Below are 13,542 nucleotides of genomic sequence, written 5' to 3' on the forward strand. Positions count from 1 at the left end.
GAGGTTCACTTGGGCGACAACGTCGCGGAGGACGGAGCAGACGCCGCCCTGGAGGCCGTACGCCAGTGCATGATCCAGATCAACGAGTGGATCCCCGTACTCGGTGACTTCCTCGACATGATCACGCAGTGGCCGGAGGCGCGGCACAGCCGCCTGTTCGACCTCGCCGACTCCTACCTGCAGGCCGCTGAGCTCTACGGCGCCCACCTTGAGGAGTTGCAGGACTACCTGGGCGACTTCGACGCGTGGCAGGGCGACGGGGCGGCCCAGGTCGCCCGCGAGCAGTTCCAGGCGTACTTCGCCGAGACCGCAGGCATGGCCGAGTTGCTCGGCGCGGTGCAGCAGACGGTGCACGCCAAGGCGCTCGAGATCGAGACCATGAAGTGGATGGCCGTCGTCACGCTGGTGATGATGGCGGTTGCGCTGATCCAGGCCATCCTCACGATCTGGACGGGCATCGGCGGCGTGGCCGGGTTGGTCGCGATCGTCACCGCCAGGCAGTCCATCGTGCAACTGGCCCGTCAGTTGGTCACGAAGCTCTGGCAGGAGACGGTGAAGGCCGGCGTACGGCAGTTCACCCAGAATCTCGCGAGGAACGCCGGGCGGGCCGCGCTGCGTGGCGGGATCATGTACGCCGGTGTGATGGGCGGGATCAAGGGCGGGATCCTGCTCATACAGGCCGCCGAGGGCCACGATCCGTTCACCGAGGGCTGGGCGACCAGGTTCGGCGTCGAGCTGGTCGACAGCTTCATCGCCGGCGCGATCGGGGGTCCGCTGACCCTCGGGATCCACAGCCGGGTCATGGAGGCTGTCGCGTTCGGCCTCGGCCAGACCGTCGACAACGTCCTGCAGTACGGCCGGGACCGCATCCTGGACGCGGCCGGCCTGGCCGACTGGGCGCAGCGCAACCACCTCTACAGTGGGATGACGCTGGACAACCTGCTCAGCGCCGTCACCCCGGCGGCGCTGATCGGTGAGATCGTCAGTGAGGGCCGGCGCCCCGGTGCTCGGCCGGATATCACCCCCACGGTCGGGCAGGGCGCCCGGAACCTGTTCGGCAACACGAACGCGCCCACGCCGGCGCCGAGCAATCTCGCTCCGCCTGCGGTTCTGCCCACTCAAGCGGTCCTGCCCACTCCGGCGGGCATCCCGTCGGGACCGGCGACGAACACACCCGCCTCGGCAGCGACGGGCGTCTCCAACACCGGCGCGGGCGCGGCGACTGCCACGACCGGGGCACGGACGACGCCCGCCGTACCCGCCGGAGCACCCGTGTCGACTGGAGCACCCGCCCCCGCGGGTAGCACCACAACGACATCGTCCGGTTCGAGCACTTCGACAACCTCGACGACCAGCGGATCGACCTCGACCGGCCGCGACTCCACGGTCAACTCCACAGCCACACCCACCCCGTCGGCTACCGGCACCGATCCCGGGCAGGCGAGTCCACCGCCTGGCGAACGATCCGTCGTGACGCCGACCCCGGCCACGCCGACCCCCAGCGCGCCTACCACGCCGACGCCGGACGCCAACCCCCCGGTCTCACCCGAGGCGGGCAGCCGGCCGGACCTGACCGTCGCAGGCCCGACCACCGGCACCGGCGACCCTATCCAGACGCCCGCCGGCACCGACGCACCCGCGACCCCTGACTCGACCACGTCCCCGACAGTGGACCACACGGTCGCGGACGGCGACCGCACCCGCGACCCGGACGTGCCGGCGCAGACCGGCCCGGTGACGACAGCCGATGGCCCGCCATCCCAATCGGATTCCACCACCGACGGCGTCATGTCCACTTCGGAGAGGTCGGCCGGGTCACCGCCACCGGACTCGGTGGATGGCGGCCACCGCACGGATGGATCTGACCAGCGCAGCGTCGACGGGCAACCACCCGGTTCGACCACACCGTCGGCCCCCGACGGCGCCCGAACCGACTCGGCCCGCAGCGAGCCGCCGGCCTCGACGTCCCAAGCCAATGGAGACGGGGGTACGGGACGCGCTGAATCGCGTTGGCAGGAGTGGAAACAGCGGATCGAAACGCGGATCGAAACGCAGTACGCGCACGGCGTCGCCGAGCACTTCGGCCGGTCGCCCGACGGCGCGGACCCGACGACCGGGTCGGCGCCACCGCTGACACCCGACCTGGTACAGCAGGCACTGAACACCCGCCCGGAAAACCTCAACCGGTACGGCGAACGCCTGCGTGGCTTCATCGAGCAGAACTTCACCCGAGTCGACGAAACCGGCACCCGTCGCCCGCTCAACGCGACCGAGATCGACGCCCGGCTCGAACAGATGCGCGGCGAGGGACACAGTCCCAACCCTCCGGCTACCCCCACCGACACACCTGAGCCCGACAGCACCACCCGGACCGATCCTGCGGAGGGTGTCGACCGGACGGATCCTTCCGAGGGCGCGGCTCGGCCCGATCGCGAGACCGCAGGCCAGCAACCGAACGGTACGCCCCGACCCGAGGTCGAGGCCGGCCCCGTTCCCGAGGGTGGAAGCAGGTCCGAGCCAGCGCCTCAACCGGACGGAGCGGCGCGGCCCGAAGCTGAGACGGGACCGCGGCCCGAATCCGATGCCCGGCCGGACGGAGCGGCCCGGCCCGAAGCCGAGACGGCATCGCGGCCCGAAGCCGATGCCCGGCCCGACGAAGCAGCTCGGCCCGAGGCCGAGACGGGACCGCGACCCGACGCGACGCACGCAACCGAATCCGAGCTGCGTCCGACCGACAACCTCGGCCCCAACTTCCCGTCGCCGGACGGACGGACCGGCGCGGACCTGCCCCGGCAGGTCCGCGACCTGGTCGACCAGGCCCGGCAGCGGTTGCTCGACAACTATCCGGAGCATGCGGTCGCCGGCCGTCTCCGCGACCTCGACGACATCGCGAGGGTCGCCGATCGCCTGCAGGACAGCGCCGCCCGGGCCCGGGTCACCGGCGACACCCGCGACCTGGTTCGTCAGGTGCGCGAACTCAGTTCTTCGGTCAACCAGTACTCCGACCGATACCGGAACTGGCACCACCCCACCCGACCGGACCTGCCGGCTGATCCGGGTTGGCGGGACCTCGACGGCGTCGACCCCCTCAACTCGGTGGAGATGGCCAACCGGTCCGCGTCCATCGACCCCGAGACCCACCGGTTCCACGTTATCGACCAGGCCATCGCGATCGCGAAGATCGGTGATGTGCTGGGTCCGGAGTTCGAGGTCCACGCCAGGCGTACTTTCGAGCGGACCGTACCGATGGACATGCGTCACGCCGCGGAGGTCCTGTCCCCCGCAGACGCGTCGCATCTCGCGGAGAGCATCAACGGCAACAGTCGCGGTTTCTACGACTCACGCCTCGGCATCACCTTCGTCAACCCGACGGGTGCGGCAAGACATCCGGTGACCGGTGAGTCGATCACCGTACCTCGGCCGATCAGCGCCATCGCTGCGACTGTCGTGCACGAGGGTATGCATGCGATGCAGCCCAACATGGCCCTGGTCTCCGACCTGGTCAGGGACAGTATGTCGGGCGCCGAGGCACGTCGGCTGGTGCAGCAGCTCAGGTTGGAGCGGGAGTTCCAGGCGTTCTCGGTGCAGCAACGGTTCATGCACGGGCTGACCGGTTTCCGGTCTTCGGATCCGCAGGTCGATCCCCGTATCCCGAGTACGGACGGGTACCGGGACACGGCCGCTCTCACCCCTCGGCAACTGGTGGACGACCTCATTGTCCGCTACCGGATCGACCCGAGCGCGGTGCCGGAGAGTCTGGTCTCGCAGCTGCGGGAACTCACTCCGGAACAGGTGACCGAGCAGGCCCGTACGGCCATCGCCGAATCCACCCACCCCCAGCCCGACCAGCGCCGGCAGGGAGGTCTGCACGGCCCGATCACCGCCCACGTCTTCGACTCGCAGGGTTGGGACCTGGAGCGGGTCCAGAGCAGCCAGGGGGGGATGGCATTCGCGCCGCTCGCCGACGGAACCACCGGAGTCGGCAGCCAAGATCCCACCCAGTCGCCCACCGGGGACAACGGCCCTGGCGGGGAGCACCGATCCGGCGGTGACAACCGGCCCGACCAGGAGAACCCGGTCGGTGGCGACGGCAGGGTCGAGGGCGAGAACGGCCCGGAAACCTCACGGCGTCTGCATCTCGCACCCGAACGGTTCGGACCACTGGACCCGCAGCAGCCCGGACCCATGGGCGAGTCTTACACCCCGGGGGTTCACGACCGACACGACGGCACTGCGCAGGGCTTCGATGCCCGCGAACGCGAGACGGCCGCGCTCCGGGCCGAAGAGGGCAGGCTCGTCACCAGGCTGCCCGTACACTCGCTCAACCACGCCGGGTACCGATCGCTGGAGGCGTTGGAGCGAACCGGACCCGACGACCCGGGCCGGGGGGTGGAGTACAAGGACGTCGGCCGGGACACCAGGTCCGCCGTCGACGACCAGGTCCGGCGCGGGTTGGACAAGTTCAAACCGCAGCCCGACGGCACCCGTCTCGCCGGTGACATCGTCGTTGACGGACGCGCAGCCGGCCTCGGCCGGGACAACGCGGTGAACTCTCTCCGTTCCCGACTGGGCCGGATGCTCGCCGACGGCGACCAACGGCTCGGGCAGGTCGGTCGGATCGACGTCTACCTCGGTGACGGCAGCCGCGTCAGCCACGCCGACGGTCGGATCACCCACCACACCGACGGCGGTGAGCGGGTGATCGGCGAGTGGGACGCCGACGCCCGGAGATTCGTGGAACCGCCGGGACGGATGCCGGAGGGCGGCAACGACCCGGACCCGGCAATCGAACGCGAGGACTCCGGAGTCCCCGGGGACGGGACCACCGAGCAAGGCGGAGGTCCGACGGATCGGGTACCGGACCACGCCGCACCGCCACCGGACCCGACCACGGACCCTCCTTCAGATCCCACGGCGCCCGTCGACCCCGGCCACCGTCCGGGCAATTCCCCGCTCGGGGGCGGCAGGCCACCGTTGGCATCGACCCGGACGGTCGGTCCGGCGAATCTCGGGCCGATCGAGGACGTTCAGCACCAGCGGGACGTGGCCGACAGCCTTCGGACCGACAACGGCTACACCGTGCTCGCGAACCCGTCGAACCATCCGTACGGGCAGCTGGTCAACGACGGGGGACCGGAGGTGCCCGGCCGGAGCAACAACTGTCTCGACTGCTCGCTGTCGGCGCTGTCCAGCTTCTACGGACATCCCGAGGTCTCCGCGCCCCGCTGGCCCGACCGACTCGCGGACGGTTCGATCGACCGGATCACCGGCGAGGCGGACGGGCCCAGACGTGCTGTCGACTGGCTGGGGGCGAACTGGACCGGCCCGGACAGCACCATGCCCGTCGACCCCGCCGGCCGAGCCGTCGCCATCGCCGACCAGTACCGGGTCCTGCACCAACAGGTCGCCGACGCCGGTCCGGGAGCGTCGGCCGTGGTCGTCATGGACTGGTTGCACGTCGACTCCTCCACCGGCCAACCCGCCACGGACGCAAACGGGGCCGTGCAGAGTCGGGGCGGGCACGCCATGGTGCTGGTCTACCCGGACGGCGCGGACGGCCCGGTCTGGTGGGACCCGCAGAACGGCCGCACGTGGACCGAGCCGCCGCCCAGTTACGTCGCCGCCACCCACACCCTGTGGTCGATCCGCGGCGATGGCCTGGGCAGCAGTTCACTGCCCGATACGTCAGGCGTGGTCGGGCAACCCGACGGCGGTGTCAACAACAGCGAGGGAACAGATCATGGATCAGCGTCCGGAGATAACCGAGGATCAGGCGAGGGAGTTGATGACCCGACTGGTCGGGGCCGGCACGCAGATAGCGCTTCACCCGTTCGAGTTCGGTTGGCTGGCACAGGAGATCCTGTCGGAACAGGAGCGTGGCCGGGGGATGCACATCGGCCAGGGGAACTACATCATCGACCGGACGGGCGTGATCACAGTCCATCCGAGTCTGCCGATACCGGTGGTGATCGAGCAGTACGTCGAGGCCCGGAGGCGAGGGCAGCCGACTGGCCAGCAGATCTGGCCAGAGACGGATGGGACACCTCCGCACCGGTAACCGCATCCGACGGCACCCGGACGGCGTACTCCGGACCCGAAGGGTGGCCGGACCAGACGCCCGACGCGACTCCGGAGTCGTCGAGGGACGCCACCCGGGGCTGGCAGGATGACCGTGGCGCGACCGCCTGGGACAGCTGGCGCCACGACCCCGATCCGGTCCGGGCCGACCAGCGTGTCGCACCGGACCCGGTCGCACGGGCCGAGCAGCCGGGCGTGCTGCGGCGGATGCTCGACGGTCTCCGCCAGCTCTTCGGATTCGGCGACCCGCCGGCCCGCATCGCCGTACCGGACACAGCCGCGAATCCGTGGTCGGCGCCCCGCCCGGAGCCGTACGCGACGGACTCGGGCGTGCTCCGGCACGATCAGGGATGGCCCGACAGTACGTCGACCAACGTGCTCTGGCCGGAACAGCCTGCGCCCGACCTGGCCCCCGTACCGGATGCGAGCCAGCCCACCGCGGAGCCGGCGCCCCCGCCGGAAAGCTCCCACGACGAGATCTGGAATGACCCGCCGTGGCACCGGGAGGGGCGTCCGCCGTCACTGGATGAACTCATCCCGTCCACCGACGCCGAGATCGCCCGGTGGGGGGACGCGATCCGGGAGGAGTTCGCACGCCACCTCGGCGGCCTGGAGTTCGCCGGCATGCGGCTCCGGCTCGACCTGAGCGAACCGCACACCTTCAGCGTCTACCGCAACAGCGTGATCGTTCGTGCCGAGATCATCGACCCGGAACGCGGCAATGTCGGCCGGGCGGTCCGCGAGTTCCGCCGTGACCATGACGGAAAGCTGATCGCCGAGCACGCCTCGTTGAAGGTCTCCTCGACGGTTCACGGCAAGGGAGTCGCCGAAGAGTTCAACCGGGCGATGCGGGACTGGTACAGCTATTCCGGAGTTGACCACATCAGCCTCCGCGCCGCATCCACGGTCGGCGGCTACGCCTGGGCGAGGGCCGGATTCGACTGGCAGCCGGAGACCGGACACCACGCGCGGAATGTCATGCAGCGCCTCGGGATGCAGGTCCGCAGCGCGAACACGGACGCGACCGCGGTGGCCCGGTGGGCGGCCGGTGACACCACGGTCGACATCGACGCCCTGCGCGCCCTCTACCGTGCGACCGACCCGGACGCGATCGTGGCGGAGATCCGCCGACAGCAGGCAGGCGCCCGGGACATACTCGACCGGGCCGCCCGGCACGCGTTCGGCACCCCCGGCTACCCCAGCCCGTACGAGGTCAGCAGGGCTGGCTGGAACGGGGAGCGTGGGCCGGAGGCGAGCTGGCTCGGCAAGCGGGCGCTGCTCGGTGCCGACTGGCGGGCGTACCAGCGGGTCAGCGACGGCGGACCCTTCCACCCGCGCAGTGCCCACAGCGCACCCGCGCCGACACCGCCCGCCGCCACCGACCGGCACCAGACGGACCGCGGCGTCGGTGAACCTGCTCCCGAGTCGCGCGCCCCGGCCGCACCGGGGAGGACGGTGGACACCGCCCACCCCACGCGCGACGAGCCGACCGATGCACAGCCCGCCCCGGACGAGTCGACCGGGGCGCGAGTCAGGCCACGAGACGACACCCGGGCGATGGAGTGGGCAGCAGAGGCCTACGACCGGTTCCGCGCCGACAACTCCGACGTCCCCGACATCGCCCGTCACCTGGCCGACGTTCAACGGTCGGACGGCCAGGTCGGGTTCACCCGCGCGGAGATCGACCAGATCAAGCAACATCTGATGGTCGAGGAACACCTCCTGGACGACTACGAGGGCGGGCATGTCAGCCAGCGGTTCGCGCCGGACGAGGACATCGCCGAGGCATGGATCCGGTTGCGCGAGGGACGGCACGTGGACGCCGATCTCGTGTTGCTGGAGCACGAACTCGCCGAGTCCAACTACCTACAGGCCCATCCGGGGGCCACGTACCGTGAGGCGCATACTCACGCCAACCGGTCGCATGACTGGGCGAACGTGGCGCCGGGACGGGCCGGCGAGGATCTAGACAGGTCGTGGGGGGAAGGACGTCCGGATGGCGATTCTCGTGGACTTCCAGAAGGTCGGGGAGGACAGTCAGGAGGTCGAATACGCCTTTGGCTTTCCGGAGATGGATCGCCTGATGGTGATCGAGAAGGAAACGCAGCTGGGCAGACCGCTGGACGGAGTGGAGAACCTCCTCTACCGGAAGGCGTACCAGAAGATCGTGCGGACCCGGCTGGCCGACGGGACCTGGCCGACGAAGGGCGGGTACGCGGCGTAACGGAGGAGGCCGGGGGGACACCGACCGCGCCTCTGCCGGAGCAGCGCGACGGATTGACCGATACCGCGAGTGATCAGGCGGTCCGGGTTCCCTTCGACTTCGAGCGGTTCTTCAACGATCCCCGCTGGGCGGATGAGGCGGCCCGCTTCGAGCATCGGGTGGGGGAGTACTACTTCAACGACCCCGCCACCCTCGACATCGCTCGCGAGGCGGTCGGGAGGTTGCGGGACGTACTTCTGGAACTCACCCCGCGGCGGGCCGACGAGAGCGCGTCCGCGCATGCGCAGCGGGTGGAGGGTGCGTTCTTCCGCGATGACGATGAGGGAAGCGCCGGCCAGGTCGGCACCGGTGTCACCCTTGACGAGCTGCTCGCGGAAGGCAACGTCCGGGAGACCGTGACGGCGTTCTACAACGCCGCCTATTACAACCGGGCTTCGCCCACGCTGGCGAGCGCCGTGCTCCACGTGATCGACAACGGGCGGTGGAGCGTCGCTCGGGAGCTGGGACTGGACGTCGACCAGCTCGCCACCATGAGGCGGCAACTTGACGAGCGACTGCACCGGGCGATCCTGGGCCGGATTGAGGCGCGGTTCGACCCCCACAATTTCCGGTTTGCCCGTGACCCGTTCGGCACCGGCAACGTCGTCATGGTCTCCGAGCGCGGCGTGTGGGATCTCGCAGAGTTGTTCCAGAGCCAGTGGACGCGGGACAACCGCAAAGATACGGATCTGGAACGGCTTGGCCTCATCAGGACCCCCGACTCCTACGACGCCGTGGGCGCGCCGCTCGGCCGGTTCGAGCGGGCGTACGTGGAATCGGTGGTGGATGGGCCGCTGACCCCGGACACCCCGCTGCCGTGGCGGGAGGGGGTGACCGCGCACGATACGACCGGGAGCCGGTGGGCCAGACAGGTCGCCGGTGACGGGTTTCCTGTGATCGACGGCATCTCCGCCTCCACCACCCGCATGCTGACTGCGGCGAAATTCCTCGGTCTCGACCCGGCGAAGCTGCAGGGGTTCCTCGGCGCACTGATGGGCTGGATGCTGCCCTGCCGTGACCATTCGCTGTTTGAGATCGCCAGAGGTGCCCAGATCGCCGGCGTCGGACGCCAGGCGCTCGAGCCGAGCGCCCGTACCAACGCAGTGAACTTCTACCGGAACCTGACCGGTCTCGACCTGCACACGCTGCGGACCCGGATCCTGCCGGACGGTCTGTTCCCGCACGAATCCCTCTACCTCCAACATGCCACCGACCCGGACGGGTTCACCGAGACCCAGCACCCCAAGGTGCGGGACACGGCCGCCCGGCTCTGGCCGCAACTACGTGACGGTCACGTCACCGATCCGGACCTCGCCGACTGGCTGAGCCGTAACGGAATCGACCCGGGCGACGTGGCGGCGGTCCGCTCGTTGGGTGAACGACTCTCGGAACCGCACGTGATGGCGCTGACCGTGTACACCCGGCACAGCCACTACCTGATCAACAACGTCATCCGGACCCAACTCTGGACCGCCGGCGTATCCGAGCCGATAGTCCGGGGGAGGATGAAGGACAAGGTCCTCGAACTCGTCTCGAACTACCTGAAGAATCTGCGGGCGGGCCAGAAGGCACTGCCCTTGCCGATGGCGCTCCGCCCGGTCCTGCACCTTGGCGAAGGACACCTGGACTCCCGCTCGCCACTGAGCCCGCTCGCTCAAGACTGGGCGGATGCCGCCCGCCGATTCGACATTGCAGATCAACTCTTGATCGAGCATCGAACCGCCGGCCGTACGGCAGAGGCAGACCGTGCCCGAGCCGATCGTGCGCAGGCGAAACTGGATCGGAGCATCGCGTGGCAACAGATCCGGGCGTCTCTCATTGCGCCGACCGCCCGCCTCTTCGACGAGATGCGCTGGCACTCTGACATGGTGCACGACGCCGCGTCGCGCCTACCTAGGCTCGGTTCGGCGGCTGCCCCAGTGCTCGCTTACCGTGGCGACTGGATGACGCCGGTGCATTCGCCTATTTATGGGTCGCGGATCTGGTCGACTGGTACAGCACGTGAGTTTCTGAGCGTCAGCAGTCGGCTAGACGTTGCTGTTCGATTCATGGCAGAGAACCCGGCAAGTGGCCGCAAGATACTCGTCGTCTACCGTCTTACCGGCGGGCAGGCCCGGGACATATCAGTCTTCTCGTCCTTCGCGGAGGACCAAGAGGCGGTTCTTCCGCCTTGGTCGCGGGCTCGCCGGGTGGATGTGCCGGAACTCGTCGAACGGATCCGTACCGAACTCGACGGAACCGTGAGCGAGATGGTTGCTGGCGGTGTGATCCCGGAGGCCCCGCAGGACTACGACGTCATCATCATGGAAGAGGAATAACGTGTCTGATTGGTCGGAGTTGGACGATGCGGGTCGGCGGGTCTACGGGGGTCTGCATCGGTTGTTGTTTCGGTTTGCTGGTCGGGTGCCTGATGAGTGGTTGACTCATACCCGCCGCATGCTGGGCAGTGGTGATTTGAATTATTTGCCGGATACGGTTTCGGGTTCGATGTTGGAGCTTGGTTTGCCGTTGCGGGCCGCCGAGGCAGAGTTGCTGCGCTACACGCTGGTGGCGCTGGGAATCGAGGGGGACCCTCCGGCAGGGCTGCATCTGGTGCGGATCTCGGAGGAACCCACACCCCCGACCGACCACCGCTTCTATCCGGCCCCGCCGAAGGTGCTGCTCTCAGCAGGAGACCGTATCCCACCGAGTCTGGACCTGACCGGAGGGGATCCGCTTGCTCTTGCTGAGCTGCCGGCTGACCTGGCCCACCTGGACGACCTCGCTCGTGACCTGACGGACCTGAAAGACGACGGGGTCGTGGCCGTCAGCATCGCTGGCGAGGACGAGACGATTGCCCTCTGGAGGTCTTGGCGGTTTGGACCCGACGGTCCGCCCGTCGACGGGCAACGGGTCTACCTCGTAGAGGTAGACCCTGACACCCACTCATCACGTATTACCCATGAGTTGCAGGACGGACTCTTGGAGGATGGGGAGAAGAATCCGCAGGTGGAGGTGTTCTGGACCGGGGACGAGTTGACGCCGTACCACCGGGCTGCGTTGGCGGGTGCGGCACGACTCTGGGTCAGACCCGACTCGGTGGTCTAGCGTGCGTCGTTGGTCGGAGTCTCCCGACGTGGTTCGGACGGTCTTCGGAGGGTTGCATCGGTTGCTGTTCCGGTTTGCTGGTCGGGTCCCCGACGAGTGGCTGACCCACACCCGCGACATGCTGGGCGGCGGCGACGTGAACTATCTCCCGGATACGATTTCGGGTTCGATGTTGGAGCTTGGTTTGCCGTTGCGGGCTGCCGAGGCGGAGTTGCTGCGTCACACGATGGTGGCGCTCGGAATCGACGAGGAGGAGCCGGCGGGGCTGCATCTGGTGCGGATTACGGAGGAACTCACACCCCCCACCGATCACCGCTTTTATCCGGCTCCACCCGAGGTACTGGTCTCAGCGGGGGAGCGTATACCGGCGAGCCTGGATCTGACCGGCGGAGATCCGGAAGACCTCGTCGCCTTGCCGGCTGACCTGGCGCACCTGGACGACCTTGCTGACGACCTTACAGATTCCAGGGACGACAGGGTGGTAGGGAATATCTCGCGGCACGTCGGCGCCGTGTCTGTCTGGCGTGCCTGGCGATTCGGGGCCGAGGGCCCGCCGGGGGCCGGTCAGCGGGTTTACCTCGCCGAGGTTGCTCCTGGCGTGAGTGCGTGGGAACTCGCCCACGAGGCGCAGCGTGAGCTCAAATGGAAAGGGGAGGAGACGCCGCAGGTGGAGGTGTTCTGGACCGGGGACGAGTTGACGCCGTACCACCGGGCTGCTTTGGCGGGTGCGGCACGACTCTGGGTCAGACCTGAGCCGGTGAACGGAACCCAGGTCCCAGCATGAGTGAATGGTCCGAGTTGGACGATGCGACTCGACGCGTCTTCGGTGGTTTGCATCGGTTGTTGTTTCGGTTTGCTGGTCGGGTGCCTGATGAGTGGTTGACTCATACCCGCCGCATGCTGGGTGGTGGTGATTTGAATTATTTGCCGGATACGGTTTCGGGTTCGATGTTGGAGCTTGGTTTGCCGTTGCGGGCTGCCGAGGCGGAGTTGCTTCGGTACACGCTGGTGGCGCTGGGAATCGAGGGGGACCCTCCGGCAGGGCTGCATCTGGTATGGATCTCGGAGGATCCCACGCCCCCGACCGACCACCGCTTCTATCCGGCTCCGCCGGAAGTGCTGGTCTCAGCGGGGGAGCGTATCCCGCCCAGTCTGGACCTTACCGGTGGAGATCCACTCGCCCTCTCCGACCTGCCGGCTGACCTGGCCCACCTGGACGACCTCGCTCTCGACCTGACGGATCGGCAGGACGACGTAGCTCTCGGCAACGTCTATGGAAGACAAGACGTCATCGCCCTATGGCGGGCTTGGCGATTCGGGCCCGATGGTCCGCCCGTCGGCGGGCATCGAATCTATTTCCTAGAGGTCGATCCGGACACACGTTCGTCACGTATCACCCACGAGTTACAGCGCGCACTCATCCGGCGCGGAGAGACGAATCCGCAGGTGGAGACGTTCTGGACCGGGGACGAGTTGACGCCGTATCACCGGGCTGCGTTGGCGGGTGCGGCACGACTCTGGGTCAGGCCCGAGCCGGGGAACGGAACCTAGGCCCGGCGTACCGCTGCAACGCGGCGATGACCTGCTCCGGCGTTTCCACCAGCTCACCCAGCTCGACCACGACGTACCCCTTTCGACCGCCACTGGGAAAGCGCGGCCGGCGTCGCATCGCCACCCGGTCGGGTACCCAGAGCACGAGCTGGTTCAGGGTCCCGTTGGGCAGCACGACCGCTTCGATGCTGATCGCGTCCACCTGGTCCCACGAACCTTCGAAGTCACATCCACCCGCGTGGACGACCAGTCCGGACTCGGTCAGGACAATCTGGAACCGGCGCAGCGGGGCGAGGAGTAGCACCATGCCCGCCAGGAAAATGAACGCGCCCGATGCCCAGACGAGCACCGAGATGAAGCCGGGCCGCCCGCCGACCAAGGCGAAGAGCCCGCCGACGAGCAGGGCGACCATCGCGTATCCCATGGCGATCAGCGCCAGCTTGCGACTACCACGATCGTCGCGGTGGAGTTCCATGCCACCTCTCGCCTTCGCTGGTTGGTCACAGTGAGCCGGGCAGCACCAATCGCCAACAGCGTGCTGTCCGGCGTGGACGCCGTACCTC

General features: G+C 68.4%; 5 protein-coding genes. 4 read left to right on the forward strand and 1 reads right to left on the reverse strand.

All coding sequences use genetic code 11. The annotated features are described in order from the left end of the window. The first annotated feature begins 9 nt into the window (after positions 1-9). From ACWEFB_RS01555 to ACWEFB_RS01570, 4 genes are all read left to right on the forward strand, one after another. Positions 10-10,659, forward strand: a complete 10,650-nt coding sequence (locus ACWEFB_RS01555) for a toxin glutamine deamidase domain-containing protein (protein WP_452281170.1) — start codon at positions 10-12, stop codon at positions 10,657-10,659. 85 nt (positions 10,660-10,744) lie between these two features. Further along, a complete protein-coding gene (locus ACWEFB_RS01560; protein WP_452281172.1) occupies positions 10,745-11,428 on the forward strand; it encodes a hypothetical protein in 684 nt (227 codons plus the stop codon). 61 nt (positions 11,429-11,489) lie between these two features. Further along, positions 11,490-12,212 carry a hypothetical protein gene (locus ACWEFB_RS01565; protein WP_452281174.1) on the forward strand — a complete coding sequence of 241 codons (723 nt, stop codon included), beginning with the start codon at positions 11,490-11,492 and terminating at the stop codon, positions 12,210-12,212. Continuing rightward, positions 12,209-12,979 carry a hypothetical protein gene (locus tag ACWEFB_RS01570; protein WP_452281176.1) on the forward strand — a complete coding sequence of 257 codons (771 nt, stop codon included), beginning with the start codon at positions 12,209-12,211 and terminating at the stop codon, positions 12,977-12,979. Before ACWEFB_RS01565 ends, ACWEFB_RS01570 begins: the two co-directional genes overlap by 4 nt. Here the strand turns inward: ACWEFB_RS01570 and ACWEFB_RS01575 are convergent. Then, positions 12,951-13,454, reverse strand: coding sequence for a hypothetical protein (locus ACWEFB_RS01575; RefSeq protein WP_452281178.1), 504 nt, complete (start codon positions 13,452-13,454; stop codon positions 12,951-12,953). The two genes, ACWEFB_RS01570 and ACWEFB_RS01575, sit on opposite strands and share 29 nt — an antisense overlap. Positions 13,455-13,542 lie beyond the last annotated feature (88 nt).

The organism is Micromonospora sp. NPDC004704, assembly GCF_053601675.1.